We start from the raw sequence: 22,775 nt of genomic DNA on the forward strand, positions 1-22,775 counted from the left end.
TTACTTTTCTTAATTTTACATATCAATATACACTTATATATGTGGGTTTTCAAGGATTACATTGTAACTTTTTTTGATGCTAACAATAGGATGGGTCCAGGATACGTCCTCGTCTGTCGGCGAAAGACATAACCTGGGTAAATAGATATATTTAAAGATATTTATAGTTTATGCGTTCTTCCCCGACCTGTTATCACGAATGATACGTTTCCTATCCAGTTCTTTTAGAAATGTCTTTCTTAAGCGTATATGTTGCGGGGTTATTTCCACAAGCTCATCATCCTCGATGAACTCAAGCGCGAATTCAAGCGTCATTTCCCGCGGCGGTATGAGCTGTATAGCCTCATCCGAGCCGGAAGCACGCATATTTGTAAGTTTCTTGCCTCTCAGGGCGTTGACAAGAAGATCGGTCCCCTTGTTGTTAACCCCTATTATCATGCCCTCATATAATTTGTCGCCTGGATGTATGAATATCTCCCCCCTGTCCTGCAGGTTATACAACGCGTACGCGACCGCCTCACCCGCGTCATGCGATATCATCACTCCATGCGAACGCTCAGGCATTTCCCCCTTGTATGTCTGGTACTCTAGGAAATTCTGGTACATGACACCATTACCACGTGTCATCATGAGAAAATCGCTCCGGAACCCGATAAGCGCCCTCGATGCGACCACGAACTCCATGCGTGTTCCCCCGGTCGAGGTCGGGCTTATCTCCCTCGTTTCGGCCTTACGCTCGCCAAGGGCCTGCATGACGACCCCCTGGTACTCGCTGTCCACCTCGATGACCACTTCCTCCACCGGCTCAAGGACCTGCTCGCCCATTTTCTTCATGATGACCTTTGGGCGGGAGACCTCGACCTCGTACCCTTCCCTCCTCATGGTCTCGATGAGTATCGCCAGATGGAGCTCCCCGCGTCCAGAGACCTTGAACCGTTCCCCACCATCGATCTCTTCCACCTTTATCCCAACGTTTATCATGGCTTCATGCGCGAGCCGCTCACGTATATGCCGTGACGTAAGGAATCTTCCCCCGTCCTTACCGGCAAGCGGGCTCGTATTATGCGAAAAGTTCATGGATATGGTGGGTTCATCCACTTTTATGGCCGGCAGGCCTTTTGGTTTATTGATATCCGCCAGCGTTTCCCCCACCTGCACGTCCGGTATCCCGGCTATGGAGACGATATCACCCGCCACCGCTTCCTGCACCTCGACCCTTGCCAGGCCACGATATTTCATGATACGGGTGATCTTGCTTTTCAAGACCGTTCCGTCACGCTTAACGAGCGCCACGGGGTCTGCCATGCGGATAACTCCGTGGAATATGCGGCCGATGGCGATAAGCCCGACATATGAGTCATAATCCAGCATAGTGACCAGCATCTGGAACGGCATATCAGGATCGGCCACCGGTGGAAGCACCCTGTGCAATATCGTTTCAAGAAGCGGTTTTACGGACTCACCCGGCTCGTCCAGGTCAAGCGTGGCGTACCCGTCCCTTCCCGACGCGTAAACAATGGGGAAATCCAGCTGTTCTTCCGACGCGTTAAGCTCGCAGAAAAGATCGAACGTCATGTCCGCCACGGCGTCGGGACGCGCGTTCTGCCTATCTATCTTGTTTATCACAAGTATAGGTTTCAGGTGCAGCTCGAGCGATTTTTTAAGCACGAACTTCGTCTGCGGCATGGGCCCCTCTACGGCATCGACCAGAAGAAGCACTCCGTCGACCATTTTAAGTATGCGCTCTACTTCGCTCCCGAAATCCGCGTGCCCCGGGGTATCGACTATATTGAACTGGACACCCTTATACTGCATGGACGCGTTCTTCGACAATATAGTAATGCCACGTTCGCGTTCAAGCGGGTTGGAATCCATTATGGTCGTTTCTCCTGCCTTGAAATCATACGCGCCCGTATACTTGAGCAGCGCGTCGACAAGCGTGGTCTTACCATGGTCAACATGCGCGATTATCGCGACATTCCTTACGTCTTTCCTTCTTTTCTGGTTCGTCATAAATATACTATTCCCTTTTCAACTGGCGTTCTCATTACAGCGATACGGAAAAACTTTCCCCGGACCCGGTGACATGTAGCTGTGTATTATAGTGTAAAACACGGTATTATTAAAGGATGTTCTTTCGCGAACAGGTTTTAGTCCCCTAGGGCTTTTTTTATCTCGGACATAAGCTCTTGGGGCTCATATGGTTTAGTGATGAACGCGTGCGCGCCCTGCTGCATGAATTTCGCCCTAAGCATACTATCATTATGGGCCGTAAGGAGTATCACCGGTATGGTAGCGGTATTGACCGACTGCTTGATGTTCCTGAAAAAACTTTCTCCGCCACCGGCAGGCATGCTGATATCAAGGAGGATAAGGTCAGGCTTCTCTTTATGGGCCTTGGCGAGCCCCTGTACGGCGTCGAAAGCGACCGTAACGTCATACTTGTTCGCCAAAAGCCTTTTCGAGAGCGTCCCGACGAAATCCGCGTCATCATCGATTATCAGTATTTTGCGGGCCATTATTCCCTTCCGTAACATATAGGCGTTAATTGATATCTCTGAATGATGTTATCGGCTACCATAAGGCTTCCCCCACCTACTTCACTATCATATATATAGACACCATCATCAGGCATGCCCCGAAGAGCTTTCGTAAGGCGTCAGCCGGTATGGACCCCGCCAGCTTAGCCCCCAAAAGCCCTCCGATAACGAACCCCAGGCACAGAAGAACGGCAGCGATGATATTGACGTGCCCGTTCCTGTAATACGTCCAGGCCGCGAGTATCCCTATGGGTGGCACCAGCATCGCGAGCGTCGTCCCCTGCGCCATATGCTGGTTGTACCCGAATATGTATATAAGGGCAGGCACGACTATTATGCCGCCGCCTATACCGATGAGTCCGCTCACCACACCCGCCAAAAGTCCCACAACGACCAGAAACATCCATACCCCCTGTTTTTTAGGACCTGTCCCCCGTTACGCCGTACCTATATACGGGCATTGTCCGCCATCCGCGATTATGCCGCAATCCATGGAACACGGCACCGCCTTGATCGATACCTCGCTCCCGGAGATACCTTCGGCTATGTCTTCCTCTATGACACGGGTTATTTCGTGCGCGCGCGCGAATGGCATCTCCTTCGGCATAATAAGTTTCATCTCGATGAATTTTTTGTGGCCCGCGGTCCTTGTCCGGAGATCCCTGAAATTGCAGAAATGCTCGGCGTTACGGGCAAGCCTCACTACCGTTTCCATCTTACTTGGTTCCTCAATGGACGCGTCGAGCAGGTTGATGAACGCCTTCTTCGCCAGGCGCGCGGACGGCACCGAAACGGCTATACTTATCACCAGCGTTATCGCCGGGTCGATGTACGGCACCACCAATACCAGGCTCGTCCTCTTCAAAAGTATAGCGGCGAGAAAAGCGCCCGCTATGGACGCGGATATGAAACCTTCCAGCAGGTAATGCGTGCCTTCGGCCTTTACCGCTGGTGACATACTCTTCTCGGCGTACTTAAATATGAAGAATGCCCCTATGAAATTGAGGGAAAGTCCTATCGCGCTCGTCAACAACCCGACCCATGGCAGTTCGATATGCCCGGGCCGGAAGAACGCGGAAAAAGCCTGGAACGACATTATCCCGGCTATACCGACAAGGATAATACCTTCCATAGCCTCGCACACATGCTCGACCTTACCGTAACCGTAATTATGGAACAGATCGGCGTCCTTGGTGGAAAGCTTAAGGGATTTATACAATATGACCGACACTATAAGCCCGACAACGGTAATAGCGAAATCCGTCGCTATGGCCAGGGAATGCACCACGACCAGCGCCACGAGCTTTACCGCGAAAAGCACTACGTTAAAAAACAGGCTGACCCTCGCAGCCCTCATCATGTATTTACGTCTTGTCCTCATATGCCGGGTCCCGGAATGATCTCAACTGTTTTATTATAAACCTTTTTCGCGTTTAATTTCATTAAAATATTATTCCGAAGGGAAATAGCTGCGTCTAATAGTTCGGGCCGCGGGAAATGAACATAAAAAGGCAGGGTTCACACGAATATCCGCCGAAACCCTGCCTCTTCATATATACGACCGCCATATACCGCCCTGGAATTATCTTTTCAGGACACCACCAAGTTCCTCATGATAGCTCTGCAAGGCCTTCGGGGACATCTCACGACCCTTCATCGCCCTTATGCCCTCCACGCTGGCGGAAGCGGCGGCTATTGTCGTCACATACGGCACCTTACGTTGTATGGCTTCTTTGCGTATATAACTGTCGTCATGCTGGCCGTACTTCCCTATCGGGGTGTTTATGACAAGCTTCACCTCTCCGTTCTTTATACTGTCCAGGATATTGGGCCGGCCCTCATGAAGTTTCTTGATAATGGTCGCCGGTATCCCGTTCTTCTTAAGGAATTTTCCGGTGTTTTCCGTCGCCGATATGGAGAACCCGAGCGATATCAGTTCTTTCGCCAATATCAGGATATCCGGTTTATCTTTATCCGACACCGTAAGGAGCACGTTGCCTTCAAGCGGGAGCCTGGTACCGGCGGCTTCCTGGGCCTTGTAAAAAGCCGCCCCGAAAGTGTCCGCTATCCCCATGACCTCGCCCGTAGCCCTCATTTCCGGGCCTAGTACGGGGTCGACCTCCGGGAACATATTGAACGGGAACACCGCCTCCTTTACACCGTAATACGGCACGTCTATGGTCTTGAGCTCGGGGAAATCCGAGAGTTTCTTTCCCAGCATCAGCATGGTAGCTATACGCGCTATGGAGATACCACACACTTTGGACACGAGCGGCACCGTCCTCGAAGCCCGAGGATTGGCTTCGAGTATGTAAACCTTTCCCCCGGCTATGGCGTACTGTATGTTCATAAGTCCCACCACTTTGAGCTCCTTGGCTATCTTGGCTGTATGATCCGCTATCGTCCTCAGGTGTTCCTCGCTTATGGTCTTGGACGGCAACGTACAGGCTGAATCGCCGGAATGTATGCCAGCGTGTTCAATGTGTTCCATCACCCCGGCGACGAAAGTGTCCTTGCCGTCACACAGGGCGTCGACCTCCGTTTCAAGGGCCCTTTCCAGGAACTTATCGATAAGCATGGGATACTCCGGGCTGACCTGTATAGCCTCAATAGCGTACTTCCTCAACATAGCCTCGTCATATATGATCTCCATACCTCTTCCGCCGAGGACAAAAGAAGGCCTGACCATAAGTGGATAACCTATACGTTCCGAGATAGAGAGCGCTTCTTCGAGGGACCGCGCTATCCCGCTTTCCGGCTGGGGTATCCCCAGCTTTATCATTTTCTCCCTGAAGTGTTCCCTGTCCTCGGCGAAACGAATGCTTTCCGGCGTGGTCCCGAGGATATTCACCCCCGCGTCCTTAAGTTCCTGGGCTATATTAAGTGGCGTCTGCCCCCCGAACTGCACGATCACACCTTCCGGCCTTTCCTTCTCGTATATGGCGAGCACATCTTCCAGCGTCAATGGTTCGAAATATAATTTGTCTGACGTGTCGTAATCCGTTGAAACGGTCTCCGGGTTGCAATTGACCATTATGGTCTCATACCCGGCATCCCTGAGGGCGAACGCCGCGTGAACACATGTATAATCGAACTCGATCCCCTGGCCGATACGGTTGGGGCCTCCTCCAAGTATCATTATCTTCCTGCCGGACGACACCGGTACTTTATCCTCGCTGGCGCAATACGTGGAATAATAATAGGCGGCGTTCTCCACCCCGCTTACCGGGACCGGCTCGAACCTGGCTATCTTGCCAAGGGAGATCCTTCTTTCCCTCACTTCTTTTTCGGGGACCTTGAACAAGCCCGCCAGGTATCTGTCGGCGAACCCGTATTCCTTGGCCTTTATAAGCTCCCCGTCCGAAATATCCTGCCAGGGACGTTTTGATATGGACACTTCGAACTCCACAAGTTCCTTCATCTCGTTTATGAACCATTTCCCTATTTTTGTCAATTTATAAAGCTCGTCCACGGTAACACCTTTTCTCATGGCTTCGTACATCAGGAATATCCTTTCACTGGATGGTATCGCCAATCGTTCCTTGAGCTGCTCCGGTGAAAGCGTACCGAAATTCTTCGCGCCTCCAAGACCGTACCTTCCTATCTCGAGGGACCTTATGGATTTCTGCAAGGTCTCCTTGAAATTCTTCGCTATGCTCATGACCTCGCCTACCGCTTTCATCTGGGTCCCAAGGACATCCTTAGCCTGCGAGAACTTTTCAAAGGCCCATCTCGCGAACTTAACCACCACATATTCCCCGCTGGGCGCATATTTATCCAGCGTACCTTCCTTCCAGTACGGCATCTCGCTCATAGTAAGCCCGGCCGCCAGTTTTGTCGATATACGCGCTATAGGGAACCCCGTGGCCTTTGACGCCAGGGCGGACGACCTTGATGTCCGCGGATTGATCTCTATGACCACAAGCCTGTCATTCTCTGGATTATGGGCGAACTGTATGTTCGTCCCCCCTATGACCCCTATCGCGTTGACTATCCGGTATGAAGCTTCCTGGAGTTTTTCCTGCAGCTTCTTTGGGACCGTCAACATAGGCGCGACACAAAAACTGTCCCCCGTATGCACACCCATGGGATCGACATTCTCTATAAAGCATACCGTTATCTTAACATCTTTCTCGTCCCTTACGACCTCCAGCTCCAGCTCCTCCCAGCCCAGCACACATTCCTCTATGAGGACCTGTCGGACAAGACTGGCATTGAGGCCACGCGCCACCTGTATCCTGAGCTCTTCCACGTTATATACGATACCGCCTCCCGTCCCGCCCATGGTATAGGCCGGCCTCACTACCACGGGATACCTCAATTCTTCGGCTATTTTTTCCGCCTCTTCCAGCGTTGTACAAGTCTTGGACCTGGGTACCTCAAGGCCGAGGCTCGACATCGTATCCTTGAACGCCTGCCTGTCCTCGCCGCGCATTATGGCGTCTTCTTTCACTCCTATCATCTCGACCCCGTATTTCTTGAGCACACCGTTCTTGTATAAACTGGATGACAGGTTAAGTCCCGTCTGCCCGCCGAGATTCGGCAGGAGCGCGTCCGGTCTTTCTATCTGTATTATCTTTTCTATGCTTTCCACGGTAAGCGGCTCGATATAGGTCCTGTCCGCCATACCCGGATCGGTCATTATCGTGGCCGGATTGGAGTTGACCAGGACGACCTCATAGCCTTCTTCCCTGAGGGCTTTACATGCCTGCGTGCCGGAGTAATCGAACTCACAGGCTTGTCCTATGATTATAGGCCCGGAGCCTATTATCAATACCTTATGGATATCTTTCCTTATTGGCATGGGTTTCTCCTTTTCTTCGTTGAAAAAAGGGCGGCACCACCGATCGGTAGGCCGCCCAAGTTCAGGTAATAGATATGTTTAAGTTCTTCGCCATTATGCTATAAATTTTATGTACCCGCCGGCCCCACATAGGATGGCGACTAGCGGTATTTTATAGCATTTATTGACTTGTTTCAAGCAATTGTTGCTTAAATATCGTTCACAGGCGTTATGTGGGAAGACCAGGCCGGGCACGGGGATCGAACTGGTAAGGCGACCTGTCCCCGGCCGCGTTATACCCGGCCGGCATGCGTCATATCAATATTCCCCTCGCGTCAGGCCTGTCTGGCCTTTCTTTTTCCAGGATATCACACGCGACGTCGACCCAGCTGTCGTCCCCGTATTGTTCCTTCCTGAAGAACCAGTATTCCACTCCCCATAGGAATATAGCGTCGATCTCCGCCGACCTGAGCTCCTCAAATGTCCCCATGAAGCTTCCGGGCAAACATGTTATCGCCCGTTCGCCTTTATAGACAAGATGCCCTGGCTCCCAGGGTTCCGCCTGAAGTTCGGTCACCCATAGGACCTTATTCCGCTTTTCGGCGTAAGATACCAGCCCTTTCAGGTACGATATGCGCTCTGTCGGCTCCGACCTGAAACATATCCCGGCGCCCCATATCTTATGCCCGATGACCGGGTACACGTTGACGGCCGGTATCTGCGCCAGGTCTATGGTGGCCAGGATCGGGTTCTTTTTATACATCAGCCGGGATAAAAAACCAAGGAGCTTGTTCGGGAAGGACAGGACATTTAGCACTATTGGCCGCTTAAGCGGGTCCAGATCTCTTACTAACTCCATCTCTTTCTTCAGGAATTCTTCGGATATCCACCACTCATTGGGGCCCGACCGGTTGAACGGCTCGTTCTCCACCTGCCAGGCGATGATATTATTACTACCCGAATACCGGGTTATCACCTTTTCTATGAATATCGGGACCCGTTCCCTGACGTTCGGGTCAGCACTTATGTCAGAACCGTTCCTCACGTGTACTTTTTCCCAGAGCCACACCGGCAAAAAATATTCCGGCCACCTTGGAGCCTTCATCCCCACGACCAGCATGATTTTTTGGCCACACTCTTCCGCGAGCTCCATCTGCCGGTCCAGTTCCCTGAAATCGAATTCGCCTTCTTTCTTCTCTATCCTGTTCCAATACGCCCCTAAACGTACGACGTCGAACCCCATGTTCAGGGTCTTTCGGTATATCTTCTTCCAATCAAGCTCAAGATATTCACACTGCACCTGGCTGAACGTGGTCCCCACCCGGACCGCCCCGGCTTGGCACTGTAAAGGACCCGTCAGGACAAGAAGGACCACTAATGATCCAGTCCATATTTTCATGTCAACCCCCGCTTCATTATAGACCCGTTCACACCCGGGCCCTGCCCCATATCTCGGCCAGGACGGCGGCAGTGAAGATGCATACGAAAACGAAACACGCCGCTGGTATTGCCGTACGTTCATCGAAATGTTTGAGCGCGAGCACCGTGCCGAGTCCCGCGTTCTGCATGCCTATCTCTATCGCGAGCGTTCTCCTGCGAGGTACGCTCATCTTGAACGCTTTCGCTATAGCATAGCCGGAAGACATACCCCAAAGGTTAAGAAGCAACACGCCGGCCATGACGGCCCCCGTGAGCATGACAAGGAATTCCTTGTTAAGCGCGATGACCAGTGAGCAAATGAATATGATGAAAGTAACGGATATCGCCGGGAACACCGGCTCTATTCTCTTTATGACGCCGGTGAACCTGTATTTCAGGAAAAGGCCGAGCGCAAGCGGCGCGATGACCATCTTGATAATGCTCGCGAACATCCCCCAAAAATCCACCCTGAACATGGAATGCGCGAGAAGATACGTGAGTAGCGGCGTCATTACTGGCGTCAGCAAAGTGGAAACGGTCGTCAAACTAACAGAATACGCCACATCGGCCTTAGCCACGTAGCTCATCACGTTACTTGCCATGGCGCCCGGCGCGGCACCCGTCAATATAAGCCCGAGCGATATCTCCGGCGGAAGGCCCAGGATCTTCGATATGAAGAACGCGCCAAGGGGCATCAGGGTGAACTGCATGACCGAGCCTATGGCCACGACCTGCGGGGTTTTGGCGATCTTCTTGAAGTCATCCATGTCAAGCACGCAGCCTATACCCGACATCGTCATCGCGAAGAACACGTCCATCCATCCGCGCATAGCCACAAAAGGGCCGGGATAGAGATACGCCGCCAGGCCGCATATGGCTACCCATACCGCCATGTATTTCGTGTATATCCTCAGGAACCCACCCATAACAGATATCCCCCGCCGCTAACGGCCAGTTCTTTCCAGAAAATCCCTCACGGTCTTTAAGAACAATTCCGGCTTTTCCAGGTGGTGCAGGTGCGAAGCGTCCGGGATAACGATCATGTCGGAGTCGGGAAAAGCCTCGCGGTATTCCGCGACAGTCCCTGCCGCGGCCTCGTCATGCTCGCCTGAAACAAGAAGTACAGGCGCTTTTATCTCGTTAAGACGGCCCATAAGGTCACGGTCCTTGAGTGCCCCGTTTATGGTAAATTCACTGGGTCCCCACATGGTAAGATAGACATCCATGTTAAGTTCCGATAACGCTTCCTGGAGGTATTCGGGCCATGGGTCGAGCCGGCAGACATGCCGGTGGTAATAGCTCATTACGGCGTCCTGGTACCTCTTCCCGTAATCCCCGGCGCGTTCCGCGTCCTTTATGGCGCTTTTCATGTCGGGCGGCATCTGTTCGATATACGCCCTCTGGTCGTCATGCCAGCGGGGTGAGCTGAGATAGGGCCCGCACAGTATGAGCCCCTTTACTCCTTCTGGCTTCTTCTCCAGCATATACGAACACGCGAGCATCGTCCCCCAGGAAAAGCCCATGAGATACACCTCTCCAAGCTTGAGAAATTCGCGTATCTGCGCGAGTTCGTCCACGTAATGCTCGACGGAATAGAAGGACCTGTCAGTAGCCCTGCCGCTCCGGCCGCACCCCAGTTGGTCATAAAAATACACCGGGCGCGTGTCAGAAAGTTCGCTGACGACCTCGGGCATGCTCAGGAATCCCGGGCCTCCATGCAGAACAAGTAAAGGAGTTCCCCTGGTGCCCTCCCCGTAGACAGAGTACCAGATCCTGCCATTCCTTGTCTCGATATATCCGTCTCGCATGGGTCACTCGCTTTCCCCGGATGAACGGTCTCCCTTAATGAACGTCCCGGGCGGCCGGGCCTTGCTTGAAATACGCCATGGACTGGGACGTGGCCATGAGAACGCCATCCTTATCGACCACGTTCATCCTGTATGTACCAAGCCGGCGGCTGCGGGATACCAGCTCGGCCTCAGCGTATAATTCATCATCCAGTCGCGCCGCCTTGATAAAATGGATATTGGAACTTATCGCCAGCCCGGAATCTTCACCGGCATTGGCCGCCAGGGCAAAAGCGTAATCCGACAGGGAGAATATCAACCCTCCGTGGGCCATCTCCGCTCCGTTCAAATGATGCGGACGGACCTTAAGCCGGACCTTCGCGTAACCTTCACGAACTGAAATTACCTCAATGGCCAGATGTTCGGCGAACTTGTCCCTCAACGCGGAATTATCTGCGGGCATTGTCGTCCTCCTATCTCCGGGTCACAGACCTCGTATCTCTTTCCTTCCCAGAACACGTATGCCGTTATTCGTCAAGATACCGAGCGCCTTGTCGGGATCCTCGAAACGGAACACCATTATCGCCTTATCAGCGCTTTTTTCGACGAACGCGTACATGTATTCCAGATTAACGTCCTGGTCATCCAACACTTTCAGGATATTCGCCAATCCGCCGGGTCGGTCATCCACTTCGACAGCGACAATATCCGTGATCGACGCGATGAACCCTTCCTGTTTCAACGCGTTAACAGCCTCGTCGGGTCTGTTCACGACCATACGTAAGATGCCGAAATCCTCGTTCTCTGCTATGGTCAGCGCCTTTATGTCTATACCGGCACTGCCGATCACACGGATAGCGCCATAAAGACGGCCTTTCCTGTTCTCTAAAAACACCGATATCTGGGTGATCTTCATTTGTCCCCCTTAAATAGCCCTTTTGTCTATAACGCGCTTGGTTTTCCCCTCACTTCTCTCTATCGTCCGGGGCTCCACAAGATGGACCTTTACGTTAACGCCCAGGGTCGTTTCTATTTCCCTGGCGATACGATGCTCGAAATTCTGGAGTTGTTTCACCTCATCGGAAAAGAACGCTTCCTCCACCTCTACCAATACCTCTAACCGGTCCATCCCGTTCTTTTCACGATCGATGATAAGCTGGTAATGCGGCTGGGTACCTTCAACGGTCAGGAGGACCTCCTCGACCTGCGAGGGGAAAACGTTAATGCCGCGTACGATGATCATGTCATCGGTCCTTCCCAGCACTTTGCTTATCCGCGGCGACGTACGTCCGCAACCGCACGGCACATGGTCTATGGTAACGATATCACGCGTTCGATACCGGATAAGCGGCATCCCGACCTTCGTGATCGGGGTCACGACAAGCTCTCCCGGGCATCGTGGTGGAAGGGGCTCAAGGGTCTTGGGGTCCACGACCTCGGGATAAAAAACATCCGACGGCACGTGCAGGCCTTTTTTACAATGGCATTCACACGCCACCCCCGGGCCGATTATCTCCGACAGACCATAGATATCTATCGCCCGGATATCCCAAACTCGCTCTATTTCCTTGCGCATCGCCTCGCTCCACGGTTCAGCGCCGAATATCCCTATCTCCCAGCTGCTGTCCCTGGTCGAAAGGCCAAGCTCCCTGGCCGTTTCGGCCATGTACAAAGCGTAAGAAGGCGTGCAGGCCAGTATCCTGGGTTTGAAATCCCTCAATATCTTCAGCTGACGCTTGGTCTGCCCGGAAGAACAGGGTATCACAGTAAGCCCGAGTTTCAGGCTCCCGTAATGCAGCCCTAATCCCCCCGTGAAAAGACCGTACCCGTACGCTATCTGTATCATGTCCCCGGGTACCGCCCCGGCGCAACATAAGGACCGCGCTATCACGTCCGACCACAGTTCTATATCCTGCCGCGAGTAACCCACTACAGTAGGGTTGCCGGTGGTCCCGCTTGAAACATGTATCTCCTGGATATCCGCGAGCGGCCCCGAAAAAAGCCCGAACGGGTAATGGTCCCGCAGGTCCTCTTTCACCGTGAACGGCAATTTGACGATATCGTCGATAGAGCGGATGTCCCCGGGGGACACCCCGGCCCCATCCATCTTTCCCCGGTAAAAAGGCGACTGCCCGTGGACCCTCTCGATAAAAGACCTCAACCGTTCGCTTTGGAGCTCCTTAAGTTCCCCCGCCCCAAGACATTCGACTTGTTCGCTATATATCATGGCCGGTCCTTTTCGCCCTCCCCTTTAAGAAGAACATGCGGTTCTGTTCCCGCTCTTTCTTGAATTTCCGTGCCAGGGCCTCCAGCCAGCTGGACTCCTTGATATCCAGGAAGGACGACAAGACCCCGAGCATATAGGTATTAAGGAACAGTTTTTTGTCCCCAACGGCTTCGGCCGCTTCTGCCAGGTACGGAAAAAGGTCCACGCCTTGCGGTTTTAACTGGTCCTTCATCCTCGCGTATTCTTCCTCATGCAGGCACACGATGACATCACTTTCGCCAGGAAGAGGCAACGGCGAATACACCCTGCTGCCGAAACGCACATAGGACTCCACCGATCCGCCGCGCTGGGCCATGCCTTTGACCTCGGATTTTTTTACATGGTACCCGTCCAGCATAGCAGCTAACGCGCACACCTCCGCGGCGGTAAGGACACCTTGTCCTCCTATGCCATAGAACAACACGTTAACCGTTTTCCTTTCCGTTCCCATGGTCCTCTATCCTTATTCCCCTCCGGCAGGAGAGATCGCCCCGAACTTGCACACCTTCCGGCACAATCCGCATCCCACACACAGGGAACTGTTCACGCTTATACCCCCGTCATCACCTTCTATTATCGCGGGGCAATCCAACAACAGGCATTGACGGCATTTTCTGCATTTCTCCGGGTCGATCGCGGCGGCAGGCCCGCGCGAACGGTCTATCATCTTACAGGGAGAACGCGTGATGATCACCGAAAGGCTGTCCTGCCCAAGCCTGAGCTCCAGAAGGCGCCTGAACCCGTCGATATCAAATGGGTCTATCACGTCGACCTGGTCGGCCCCGGCCGCGGCGCAAAGCTTTTCAAGGGATAGTCTCTTCGTCTCTTTCCCCTGCAGGGTCACGCCAGTCGCGGGGTTCTGCTGCCCGCCGGTCATCGCCGTGATCGAATTGTCCATGATGATGACAACACCTTTGGCTCCATTGTACGCGGCGCTTATCAGCCCGCTGACACCCGTATGTATGAACGTGGAATCGCCGATAACGGCGACCACCTTTTGCCCGTCCTGCATCTTACCCGCGCCCTCAAAGAACGGAATGCTGGCGCCCATGCAGGTCTGGGTATGGAGCGCGGCTAAAGGTTCCAGCGCGCCCAAGGTATAACACCCTATATCCCCGGTCACGTAAACACCCGACTTCTTCAGGGAATAGAACGCCGGGCGATGGGGGCATCCCGGGCATAATAACGGTCGGCGGGCCCTCCCCGCAGAAGGCGGCCTGTCCCTGCCTTCTACGATATCCCTGACCGCGGCCGGGCTTAATTCCCCGCATACCCATGACGGTTTTTTCCCTGTAACGCTGATACTTTCCTGCCTGAGCTTTTCCTCAAGAAAAGGTTCCAATTCCTCAATTACATAAAGCGTCTCCACTTCCCGCGCGAAAGCCCTGGCCAGGTCAACCGGGAACGGGAACGTCATGCCCAACGTCAGGAATGACGCGTCGGGATATACTTCTTTCGCGTAGAGCGCCGATACCCCGCTGGTGATAAAACCTATCTTGCGGTCGTTCAGTTCCATCCTGTTGAGCGATGTCCTCTCGGAAAGAGCGCGTAACGCCGACAACCGCTTCTCCAGATCAGTATGCCTTGGCCGCGCGTGTGCCGGTATCATGACGTATTTCCTTGGATCCTTACGCAGCTCCCGGCGCGCGGGTTCACGGTTCGAGGATGTCCTGAAAGATTCTTTTGTATGTGATATACGTGTCGTCAGGCGCAACATGACCGGGACGTCGAACTCTTCGCTGATATCGAACGCCTGCTGTATGAATGAATACGCTTCGGACGGGCTGGATGGTTCCAATAGCGGCACCTTCGCGTAAGGAGCCACACGGCGCGTATCCTGTTCGTTCTGGGAGGAATGCATGCCGGGATCATCCGCGACCACGACGACCAGCCCCCCGTTAACGCCGCTATACGCAGTCGTCATCAAAGGGTCCATGGCCACGTTCAAACCGACATGTTTACATGCCGTTAACGCGCGACGCCCCGCCAGGCTTGCCCCGAAAGCCGCTTCATAGGCGACCTTTTCATTGACCGCCCATTGCGCCTCCAGGTCCTTAAATGTCCCCAGGGTCTCTAATATCTCGGTCGAAGGCGTACCGGGGTAGGCGGAAGCGAACGAGATACCCGCCGCCCAGGCCCCCCAGGCCACCGCTTCGTTACCTGATAAAAAAACTTCTTCCTGTTCGTTAGGCATATTATCCATCGGTTAACATTGGTCCACGTTCCGGTATTTATCATTATAGTGATATGCCCCGGCTAGACAACTAAAAATTTTCCCGGGCCGGGTCAGTTCATCTTTACCACGATCATCGTCATGTCGTCGTGCTGCGGCGCGCCGCGCGCGAAATCAGTTATATCCGCTTCGACCCTCTGGATTATATCCTTAGCGCTGAGCGCGGTATGTTTTTTCAGCGTCTGTTCCAGCCTTTCCAATCCGTATTCCTCCCTATCCTGGTTCATGGCTTCCGTCACGCCGTCGGTATAAAAAGCGATGATATCCCCTTTTTTCATGTGCCGGACCTCGCTATCCACGGTCATTTCCGGGTCCAGGCCCATAGGACACGTCTGGGATTCCAATAGTACCGTTCCCCCGCCGTCAGCGCTTATTATAACGGGAGGATTATGCCCGGCGTTCACGTAGTTCAACGTCCTGCTGCCTGCATCAAGGACCCCGTAAAAGATAGTCTCGAACATATTGCTCCTTGGCAGTTCTATCAACCTGGAATTAGCGTTCTTTATCATAAGGTCCGGGGCGTCGAACAAGGACACGTTCGACCTGATGAACGCCAGGGAAAGAGCCACGAAAAGCGCCGCGGGAACGCCTTTGCCGGATACATCCGCTATGACGATACCCCATTTGTTCCCGCTTATCGGCACGAAATCGTAGAAATCACCACCTACCACCCTGGCCGGGATGGTCATGGCGAAAACATCCACTCCCGGCACGGCCGGAGCGGGATCAGGAAGAAAATTCTGCTGTATGTTCTTCGCTATGTTAAGTTCACTTAACAACCGTTCTTTATCCGCCGTGGTCTTCTTGAGTTTTTCGATATACGCCGCCAGATCGACCGACATCTTGTTGAAGTACTCCGCGAGGTCCGACAGTTCATCGCGCCCCTTCACCTTAACAGTGTGGTCAAGCTCTCCTGAAGATACCCGACGGAACCCCTCCTTAAGTTCCCTGACCTTTCCCGCGACGCCCCCACTCACGAGAACGGCCAATAACAGGGAAAGCACCACTCCGAAAACAAGGGTCAATAGCAGGTATCTTTTTATGTAATCCTGTATCTTATAGACGTCCTCAGCCGTCATATCCACACCGAGCACCGCCACGGACCTTCCCGCGCTATCTAAAATAGGCGCGTATCCCGAAAGGAACATGCCCCATTTGTCGCCGCTTATCGCCTTATCGGCGGAAGGCTCCGTGAACCCGTTCAGGAGTTCGGGGATGTTCGACGCGTCATATCCATCTCCGGGCCGGGCCGCGCCTTTCGCGGTATCGATATCGACCACGAACCGCAGCCAGCCGGGCCTGGATGGGTCTTTCCTGAATATGTAGATATATTTGATGGATGGCGTTACCTGCTGTATTGAATTGAGGCCCTTTTCCAGCTCTTTATAAACAGAACTGTTCTCAGATCCGGGATCGAGCGGGATGGACATGACCGTATCCGCGTCGACCGTAAGCGCGGCGAGCTCCGCTATATCCATCAGGTTAGTCCTTAAACCTTCTATCATGGACCCGGAAGCGTAACGATAGATAACGAAACCCGACGCGAGACAGACCACGGTCATGGCGGAAACAAAAGCAAGCATGATCTTCATCCTGAACTTGCCGAAAAAATTATGGATTGGATTCATATCCGCTCATTCTACCGTTAAAACGTTACAGGCTCAAGGGTTAAAATGTATCTGGGCCTTTTAGTGCCGGCCAACATGCCGGCGGTATGCGGCGCCTTGCTGTCGCTTTCATGTATCGCGATAGAACATCAGCGCGAAAGACATGTCGCCTTATGATATCATTTCCACCTGGCGCGCGCTTATTTGAACTTGTGGGAAACGTCCCTGGCGGAACCGGGTTCCTGCACGTCCTTGATGGTCTTTATGTCCTTAGCGTTCAGGTCCAGTTCCTTCATGTCCACCACGCGTACACTTCGGTCGTTGTAGGTATGGTAGAAATACCTGAGGCCGGAAAGGTCCGCCGCGCTGGTCCACTGGGTGGTATCGTACATCTTTTTACCCGCCTCTTCCCCCCTCACGGAACCTTTCGGTATATCGAACTGGTTCAGTATGCGGAAAGCGTTCCCAACTTCCTCGTCGGCATCCTTCCCCGGGCATGCGGTACTTGTAAAGAACACAGCCCGCACAAAACGTGACGGGGAAGAAAAATCCCCGGGAAGGCCTATCGCTCCGGTACCCTGCCCGAACTGTTCCAACTCCAAAGTGTTTATCTTTACGGAAGGGTCGTTGCCCGGCCTCAGCCCTATGTAATTCCTCAGGTTCGTCGTATGCCACACATAGTCGGGTGAGTTCGTTATTACGTTCACTTCGTTATCGTGTATATTGAGCTGTCCGCCGACATACTCAATGATAGCCGCGTCACCCGTACTATCAGCCACCATGTAATGCAGCGGAGGCACAAAACCCCACTCGGGTATCTTGACCCCGGTTACTTTTATCCCGGGAAGACGCTCACGAACATCGGCTACGTTCGCGCATGTCCCAAGTATCCACGACACCAGGTCCAGGCACGATATGGCCTCCGAAAGGTCCTCTTCCTGAACATCCTGGTATCCCGCGTATCCAGGAAAAAAGAAAGCGCCGCAGGCCAGTCCTTTCTCATTGATCCCGTCCCCGACAAGCGGCTGCCCGAACGGGTTGAACCCGACATGCGCGTATTCCGTCTTCCAGGCCAGGCCAGGCTCTCCCGAAGGCGTCTGGCCACGATACGCGTACTCCCTCGGCACGATAATAAGGTCGTAAGAGACAAAATCCGTACCAAACTCAAGTGTACGCGCGAATACGCAGCTCCCGTCTTCCGCACGGCCCAGTATACCGGTACAGGCATACGCCGTGACAGGCCCGATAAAAGAGCATATATACGCGACCAGCGCCAGCACCACAGAACACATATGTCTTTTCATAGACTCTCCTATTCCCGCTAAAAGTCAAGGGACAGGTCCCGCAAAGTAACATCTCTGCCGGGCCTGTCCCTCTCAATATGGTCCTTCTTCCAGTTCTCCCACCGCTATCTTGTGATCTTCGTGACCTTCGCGCCGTTGATGCTGAGGTCGTACATAAGGCCTTTTTCATCGAACACGAACGCGACAATAGGTTTGTTGGATATCGCGCTGCTGATCTGGGTGCCCGCGCCTATCGCTATCACCGCGACCGACGCGTCCGCGCCTATCTTCCATCCTTCGCTTTTCTTGAAATTATTCAGGGCGTCATCGGTCATGAACGCGATTATGATGGTCTTTTTCTGGCCGCCGAGCTGCAGGCCGAACGAAGCCGCCGCCGTGCTGTAATAACCGTCCGTCTGCCCCGCCTCGATAAGCGCGCCTTCGCCGTACTCACCGCCGAAACCTATAGCCGCCTTGAACACGCTCGGGAACACGAGCATACCCTTGGCGCCGTTTATCACCGTATCGCCACCGTCTATCTTCTCAAGCTTATCCAGGGATATCTTGACCCCGGCGTCGATATCCGCCGCGGTAACGGCATACGCGGGTGTTCCCATCGAGAACGCCAATGCCATCACTACACATAATGCTATTTTCGCTATCTTCGCCACTTTCATCCTAATACCTCCCTTGTTTATCCCTCTTTTGAGCTTCCCAACCTCTTCCCGGTCTTATAGTTACCTACAGCATTATACGCCCCGTATTTCCATTTTACAATACCAATAAAAAAGATGATGCGTGGATGCTTGTACCGGGTACAAACCACTGCTCAAAGTGTCCCCAACTCCCGCTTTAGTTGTCCCTCAACAAAAAATAATTGCAGTAAAAATCCGGTTTCTACTGTCTTATTATATAAAAGGAGGTACTTATGCCACGCATCCCAAGAATATACATAGACAATGTCTGCTATCATATCATGGCCAGGGGCACACAGAAGAACAAGGTATTTATGAGTAGTGATGACCGTTCAACCTATCTGGAGCTTTTATTAAGAGCAAAACGCAAATACAGGATATCCGTCTATGCTTACTGTCTTATGCCTAACCATGTACACCTGCTGGTCGAGCCACCTGAACCTTATAAAATATCCAAATTCATGCACTGGCTAAACCGAGGATATAGTACTTATTTCAACGTCAAATACGGAAAATATGGGCATCTTTGGCAGGGGCGCTTCAGGAGTAAACCCATATTAAAGGGTGATTATCTCTTACAATGCGCCTCATATATAGAGGCTAACCCGATCCGCAGCAACTTATCGAATAATCTGCATGAATATCATTGGAGCAGCTACAAAGAGCGTTGCACATTCGGCGACATGAATATCCTGGATGGAATGAAACCAAGCATATAGACACCCCTCGCACCAAAATGAGTTTTGTTTTGTGAATATTGTACTCGTTACAAGCTCTTTCGGGGGACAGGTTAAAGGAGACCTTGTACCAGGTACAAACTGCCGGATGTTCATTTCTGTACTTCCACGCCTTCCAATTCCAGGAAAGGGTATTTAGCGTAAAGTTCTCCCAGCACTTCATCAACCGAAGCGTTCCCTTCTATCACGAGGCGCGTATACCAGGCATTCATGTCATCCACTATTGCGCTCCATTTCTCGTATCCTTCCCTGTTCATGTTGGAACAGAGGTCACGGATACGTTCCGCCGGGTCCTGGGCCTCTATGAACCCCATGTTGGTCCTGAGCGCCAGGAGCATCCTCATGTTATCAAGTTCCGTCTCCACCTTCATCAGGAACATCTCTTTGGACGTAACTGACCCTCCACCTCCCCCGGAGGAAGAAAGAGGGAAAATAAGCCATAAACCTACAAGAACACATCCCACGATCACCGCGCCCAGGGTGACCAGGGCCTTTATCCTGGAACCGTCCATTCCTCCCCCTTTATATAAGTTGAACTTCTGTAATGCGCGAAAGACACGTTCAGCCATAACGGATTATCGAATATTTCATGAAGGCGTGAAGCGACCTCGTTACGGATATCGTCCATCCTGCCTACCGAGTAAGAACTTTCCGGATCTTTGGCGACAAAGTACACTTCGTAAATAAGCTCGCGCCCGGACCGGGCCAGGCGTACTACAGCGTCATCAAACCCGGCTTTCCGGGCTATCTCAAGCACCGCTTTTTTCGAAAGACCGTATATCTCCTTCTCGGGCGCCATGATGAGCATCCCCCTTATTCCCCGGATAAGCGAGACCAAAGGCTCCCTTACGAAGAAAAGTACCGCTATCATCACCATGAGGGGGTCAACGTACGGCGAGTAGTGCCCGTATCCGGCGCGCTGTATAAGGTACCCGATGAAGAACCCCACGAGCACCGCGAAACTGAGTAACGTGTCCATGCGCCATTGCGAGGCCTGGGTCTTGAGGAGTTCCGAACCGGGAGCTTTCATCCTCCCGGTACGAGCGATATATGACCAACAGGCAAAACACCCTACCACTCCGATGAAAGCGTATGCCATACCGGACAGGCTATTGGTCTCCTGGCCGCTTGAGAACAGCGAAACGGTGGCGCTGGTGAACGCCCTGGTGCATATAACGAGCAGTATCACCGATTGTACCACTATCACCATGGGCTCAAGCTGCGATTTACCGAACGGGAAGTTCTCGTCCCTGCCCGCGGCGATACTTTTGGCGGCGTAAAAATACATCCCGGTCATAACGAGGCTAATGAACGAATAAACCCCGTCGAACATTATCATCTGGGACTTAGCCAACACGCCCCATATCAGGGCAAGAAGCGCGAAGAACAGCGCCCCGCAGGCGGAGAACGTTAATACATCCTGTTCACGGTTCGTGTTCACTCAATTTTCCTTTTTTGGATCGGGTATATGATAAATCCCGGTCATTACTTCTTTTTAGTAAGCTTACCCCAAAGCAAGGTAGCGTGCCAGTATTTCGAAAAAAAACGCTCGTAGGACTGAGTGGAACAGGCCCAAGAGCGATCTCGTGAACTTCCGGAAAAACGGTTTTTACAACGGATCCAAACCAAAAACTATTGTGACAGCATGTTATAGAATTCTTTCTCGGTCATATTGTTTCTTTTTTCGATCAAATATTTGTTGTCATCCATCGTAACGTAAGTGATCTCCGGTTGAGCTGTTTCAACAGCTTCGACAATAGCGTCTGCTGTTTCCTCCGCCCCTCCCACCCTTGCCATCAGAGCGTCCAAATCAACCCTGAAATCTACAACCATTTGCATATAGTCTTCCGGGATATTGGATCGATCGAGCCTTGCGTAAGCCGTTTGAACAAAATTAGTATTGGCAGCTCCCGGCTGGATCTTGACGACATCAATGTTAAATCGTTTTATTTCCAGCCGCAACGCGTCAGCCATACCTTCGACCGCATGTTTTGAGGCGGCATACCATCCCAATACCGGCATAGAGAATTTTCCGAGGCCGGAAGATACGACGATGATCCGCCCTGAACGCTGTTTACGCATGACCGGCAACACTTCTTGCTGCAGACGCGCGTATCCAAAAACATTAACATCAAATTGATTTTTAAGGTCTTCAATGTCGATATTCTCAATCGTCGCGTATTCCCCGTATCCGGCATTATTGATCAGGACATCGATCCTTCCCTGTTCTTCCAGAATTCTTTTAATGCCTGCCCGAACTTGATCATCTTTCCTGACATCCATCACAAGAGCGGTCCCACCGATCTTATCCAGATATTTATTGCCTTCCTCATTAATATCCCCGCCGTAAACAACATGTCCTTTGGCTATGAGTTTTTCGGCTGCTGCCTTTCCAAAACCCGATGCGGTCCCTGTAATAATGATAACTTTGGGGTTATCACCTATCCATGATCCATCACCCAGTTGGGACTGGGTGCTATCCGGAATACTTATATCCCCGGATCCTTGAGACATGCTGTTATTCGCGGCACAGTTTGCGAATAACAGCATGCCAAATAAGATGGTTGAAAAATGAGATAACGTATGGCCTTTATCACTCTTAAGGCCAGTGTTAAATTTCGTCTTATCTTTGACTATCTTTTTTCTGATCATAATGATTTCCTTTTTTGTTTTGGATCTCTCGGAACGGGTACCGGCACGATCTTACAACTGTCACAATTCTACCCCTACACCTGTCCCCGGATCGATCGAACAGTTGCCCCTGTTACTACTTAGTCTTACTGTCATCATATACTTCATACATTACGGTCTTTTCGATCGGTTTTCTTTCAGTCTTATGCCTGTCCGGGCTCAAGAACCCGTCACGGGGATAACCCAGAATAAGTAACGCTGTCGGCTCTATGTATGTCGGTATATTAAATCCTTTTCGTATGATATCGGGATCAAATAACCCGACCATCACACTTCCGATATTCAATTCTCTCGCGGCCAGCATCATATGGTCACAAACGATGCCTATATCCAGGTCACCGGAACACTTTCCGTCAAAAGGTCGTATTAAGGGATCCGTCCTGTCCTGGCACACGATCAGGACGCACTGAGAACCAAATGTCTTATACGCTTTTTGTATTTTCTCTAAGTTTCCCTTTTTTTGAACAACGATTATTCGCTGCGGCTGTTTATTACAAGCGCTTGGCGCTAACCTGCCGGCAGCCAGGATATGGTCGAGGTCATTTTTAGGAATACTCTTTTCCAAAAAACCTCTTGTTGTACACCGTTCCTTCGCTAGTTCAAGAAAACTCATTTCATACTCTCCACTTTATTATCTTTCGGGTCCGGCACCAAGCCATAAAAATGTATCTGACGAGGCCCACATTAATTTATATTATATCCTCTGAACATCAGGGTTAAAAGACTTATTATGG

General features: G+C 52.1%; 21 protein-coding genes and 1 pseudogene. 1 reads left to right on the forward strand and 21 read right to left on the reverse strand.

All coding sequences use genetic code 11. From position 1 onward, the window contains the following. Positions 1-168: 168 nt before the first annotated feature. The 16 genes from typA to PHH49_06045 all read right to left on the reverse strand — a co-directional run bounded on the left by typA (position 169) and on the right by PHH49_06045 (position 18,595). Complete coding sequence (gene typA, locus PHH49_05970; protein MDD5488488.1) at positions 169-2,013, reverse strand: translational GTPase TypA; 1,845 nt, start codon at positions 2,011-2,013, stop codon at positions 169-171. Between the two features lie 137 nt (positions 2,014-2,150). Beyond that, a complete protein-coding gene (locus PHH49_05975; protein ID MDD5488489.1) occupies positions 2,151-2,519 on the reverse strand; it encodes a response regulator in 369 nt (122 codons plus the stop codon). Positions 2,520-2,595: 76 nt separating this feature from the next. Then, positions 2,596-2,943, reverse strand: coding sequence for a sulfite exporter TauE/SafE family protein (locus PHH49_05980; protein MDD5488490.1), 348 nt, complete (start codon positions 2,941-2,943; stop codon positions 2,596-2,598). A 33-nt stretch (positions 2,944-2,976) separates the two neighbouring features. Next, the gene (locus tag PHH49_05985) at positions 2,977-3,921 is read right to left on the reverse strand and encodes a cation diffusion facilitator family transporter (protein MDD5488491.1); all 945 of its coding nucleotides are present in this window, start codon (positions 3,919-3,921) and stop codon (positions 2,977-2,979) included. A gap of 201 nt (positions 3,922-4,122) precedes the next feature. Continuing rightward, positions 4,123-7,344, reverse strand: coding sequence for a carbamoyl-phosphate synthase large subunit (carB, locus tag PHH49_05990; protein ID MDD5488492.1), 3,222 nt, complete (start codon positions 7,342-7,344; stop codon positions 4,123-4,125). 292 nt (positions 7,345-7,636) lie between these two features. Next, entirely contained in the window at positions 7,637-8,722 is a 1,086-nt protein-coding gene (locus PHH49_05995; protein MDD5488493.1) for a beta-galactosidase, read from the reverse strand. Positions 8,723-8,750: 28 nt separating this feature from the next. Further along, complete coding sequence (locus PHH49_06000; protein ID MDD5488494.1) at positions 8,751-9,668, reverse strand: bile acid:sodium symporter family protein; 918 nt, start codon at positions 9,666-9,668, stop codon at positions 8,751-8,753. A gap of 18 nt (positions 9,669-9,686) precedes the next feature. Beyond that, positions 9,687-10,550: a proline iminopeptidase-family hydrolase gene (locus PHH49_06005; protein ID MDD5488495.1), complete on the reverse strand. Its 864-nt coding sequence runs from the start codon at positions 10,548-10,550 to the stop codon at positions 9,687-9,689. A gap of 34 nt (positions 10,551-10,584) precedes the next feature. Continuing rightward, positions 10,585-10,992, reverse strand: a complete 408-nt coding sequence (locus PHH49_06010) for a hotdog fold thioesterase (protein MDD5488496.1) — start codon at positions 10,990-10,992, stop codon at positions 10,585-10,587. A gap of 21 nt (positions 10,993-11,013) precedes the next feature. Then, positions 11,014-11,445, reverse strand: coding sequence for a hypothetical protein (locus PHH49_06015; protein MDD5488497.1), 432 nt, complete (start codon positions 11,443-11,445; stop codon positions 11,014-11,016). A gap of 9 nt (positions 11,446-11,454) precedes the next feature. Continuing rightward, positions 11,455-12,756, reverse strand: coding sequence for a phenylacetate--CoA ligase (locus tag PHH49_06020; protein ID MDD5488498.1), 1,302 nt, complete (start codon positions 12,754-12,756; stop codon positions 11,455-11,457). Then, positions 12,746-13,246 (reverse strand): 2-oxoacid:acceptor oxidoreductase family protein, encoded by a 501-nt coding sequence (locus tag PHH49_06025; GenBank protein MDD5488499.1) that lies wholly within the window; start codon positions 13,244-13,246, stop codon positions 12,746-12,748. The genes PHH49_06020 and PHH49_06025 overlap by 11 nt, the downstream gene beginning before the upstream one ends. 12 nt (positions 13,247-13,258) lie before the next feature. Further along, positions 13,259-14,989 (reverse strand): thiamine pyrophosphate-dependent enzyme, encoded by a 1,731-nt coding sequence (locus tag PHH49_06030; protein MDD5488500.1) that lies wholly within the window; start codon positions 14,987-14,989, stop codon positions 13,259-13,261. 92 nt (positions 14,990-15,081) lie between these two features. Next, positions 15,082-16,656, reverse strand: coding sequence for a SpoIIE family protein phosphatase (locus tag PHH49_06035; protein MDD5488501.1), 1,575 nt, complete (start codon positions 16,654-16,656; stop codon positions 15,082-15,084). A 179-nt stretch (positions 16,657-16,835) separates the two neighbouring features. Then, positions 16,836-17,939, reverse strand: coding sequence for a choloylglycine hydrolase family protein (locus PHH49_06040; GenBank protein ID MDD5488502.1), 1,104 nt, complete (start codon positions 17,937-17,939; stop codon positions 16,836-16,838). Positions 17,940-18,043: 104 nt separating this feature from the next. Further along, positions 18,044-18,595: a lipid-binding SYLF domain-containing protein gene (locus PHH49_06045; GenBank protein ID MDD5488503.1), complete on the reverse strand. Its 552-nt coding sequence runs from the start codon at positions 18,593-18,595 to the stop codon at positions 18,044-18,046. 251 nt (positions 18,596-18,846) lie between these two features. Between PHH49_06045 and PHH49_06050 the strand changes: the two genes are divergently transcribed. Continuing rightward, positions 18,847-19,332 (forward strand): transposase, encoded by a 486-nt coding sequence (locus PHH49_06050; protein ID MDD5488504.1) that lies wholly within the window; start codon positions 18,847-18,849, stop codon positions 19,330-19,332. Between the two features lie 110 nt (positions 19,333-19,442). On the opposite strand, the gene PHH49_06055 is transcribed toward PHH49_06050, so the two are convergent. The 5 genes and pseudogenes from PHH49_06055 to PHH49_06075 all read right to left on the reverse strand — a co-directional run bounded on the left by PHH49_06055 (position 19,443) and on the right by PHH49_06075 (position 22,654). Continuing rightward, positions 19,443-19,862: a hypothetical protein gene (locus PHH49_06055; protein ID MDD5488505.1), complete on the reverse strand. Its 420-nt coding sequence runs from the start codon at positions 19,860-19,862 to the stop codon at positions 19,443-19,445. Further along, on the reverse strand, positions 19,844-20,791 hold the full coding sequence (locus PHH49_06060) for a cation transporter (GenBank protein MDD5488506.1): 948 nt from the start codon (positions 20,789-20,791) through the stop codon (positions 19,844-19,846). Before PHH49_06060 ends, PHH49_06055 begins: the two co-directional genes overlap by 19 nt. 191 nt (positions 20,792-20,982) lie before the next feature. After that, on the reverse strand, positions 20,983-22,002 hold the full coding sequence (locus tag PHH49_06065; GenBank protein MDD5488507.1) for an SDR family oxidoreductase: 1,020 nt from the start codon (positions 22,000-22,002) through the stop codon (positions 20,983-20,985). Positions 22,003-22,117: 115 nt separating this feature from the next. Next, positions 22,118-22,435, reverse strand: coding sequence for a nitroreductase family protein (locus tag PHH49_06070; protein ID MDD5488508.1), 318 nt, complete (start codon positions 22,433-22,435; stop codon positions 22,118-22,120). A gap of 45 nt (positions 22,436-22,480) precedes the next feature. Beyond that, positions 22,481-22,654: pseudogene (locus PHH49_06075) on the reverse strand (nitroreductase family protein). Positions 22,655-22,775: the final 121 nt, after the last annotated feature.

The sequence above is a fragment of the Candidatus Omnitrophota bacterium genome (genome assembly GCA_028715965.1).
Classification (GTDB): domain Bacteria; phylum Omnitrophota; class Gorgyraeia; order Tantalellales; family Tantalellaceae; genus JAQUQS01.

Bases quoted from the DNA above. Each gene is read 5' to 3' on its own strand.
- PHH49_06045 (MDD5488503.1), bottom strand. From the start codon at position 18,595: ATGAAAGTGGCGAAGATAGCGAAAATAGCATTATGTGTAGTGATGGCA.
- PHH49_06000 (MDD5488494.1), bottom strand. From the start codon at position 9,668: ATGGGTGGGTTCCTGAGGATATACACGAAATACATGGCGGTATGGGTA.
- PHH49_06035 (MDD5488501.1), bottom strand. From the start codon at position 16,656: ATGAATCCAATCCATAATTTTTTCGGCAAGTTCAGGATGAAGATCATG.
- PHH49_05980 (MDD5488490.1), bottom strand. From the start codon at position 2,943: ATGTTTCTGGTCGTTGTGGGACTTTTGGCGGGTGTGGTGAGCGGACTC.
- PHH49_06050 (MDD5488504.1), top strand. From the start codon at position 18,847: ATGCCACGCATCCCAAGAATATACATAGACAATGTCTGCTATCATATC.
- PHH49_06005 (MDD5488495.1), bottom strand. From the start codon at position 10,550: ATGCGAGACGGATATATCGAGACAAGGAATGGCAGGATCTGGTACTCT.
- PHH49_06040 (MDD5488502.1), bottom strand. From the start codon at position 17,939: ATGAAAAGACATATGTGTTCTGTGGTGCTGGCGCTGGTCGCGTATATA.
- PHH49_06030 (MDD5488500.1), bottom strand. From the start codon at position 14,989: ATGCCTAACGAACAGGAAGAAGTTTTTTTATCAGGTAACGAAGCGGTG.
- PHH49_06010 (MDD5488496.1), bottom strand. From the start codon at position 10,992: ATGCCCGCAGATAATTCCGCGTTGAGGGACAAGTTCGCCGAACATCTG.
- carB (MDD5488492.1), bottom strand. From the start codon at position 7,344: ATGCCAATAAGGAAAGATATCCATAAGGTATTGATAATAGGCTCCGGG.
- PHH49_05975 (MDD5488489.1), bottom strand. From the start codon at position 2,519: ATGGCCCGCAAAATACTGATAATCGATGATGACGCGGATTTCGTCGGG.
- typA (MDD5488488.1), bottom strand. From the start codon at position 2,013: ATGACGAACCAGAAAAGAAGGAAAGACGTAAGGAATGTCGCGATAATC.
- PHH49_06025 (MDD5488499.1), bottom strand. From the start codon at position 13,246: ATGGGAACGGAAAGGAAAACGGTTAACGTGTTGTTCTATGGCATAGGA.
- PHH49_06065 (MDD5488507.1), bottom strand. From the start codon at position 22,002: ATGATCAGAAAAAAGATAGTCAAAGATAAGACGAAATTTAACACTGGC.
- PHH49_06015 (MDD5488497.1), bottom strand. From the start codon at position 11,445: ATGAAGATCACCCAGATATCGGTGTTTTTAGAGAACAGGAAAGGCCGT.
- PHH49_06055 (MDD5488505.1), bottom strand. From the start codon at position 19,862: ATGGACGGTTCCAGGATAAAGGCCCTGGTCACCCTGGGCGCGGTGATC.
- PHH49_05985 (MDD5488491.1), bottom strand. From the start codon at position 3,921: ATGAGGACAAGACGTAAATACATGATGAGGGCTGCGAGGGTCAGCCTG.
- PHH49_05995 (MDD5488493.1), bottom strand. From the start codon at position 8,722: ATGAAAATATGGACTGGATCATTAGTGGTCCTTCTTGTCCTGACGGGT.
- PHH49_06020 (MDD5488498.1), bottom strand. From the start codon at position 12,756: ATGATATATAGCGAACAAGTCGAATGTCTTGGGGCGGGGGAACTTAAG.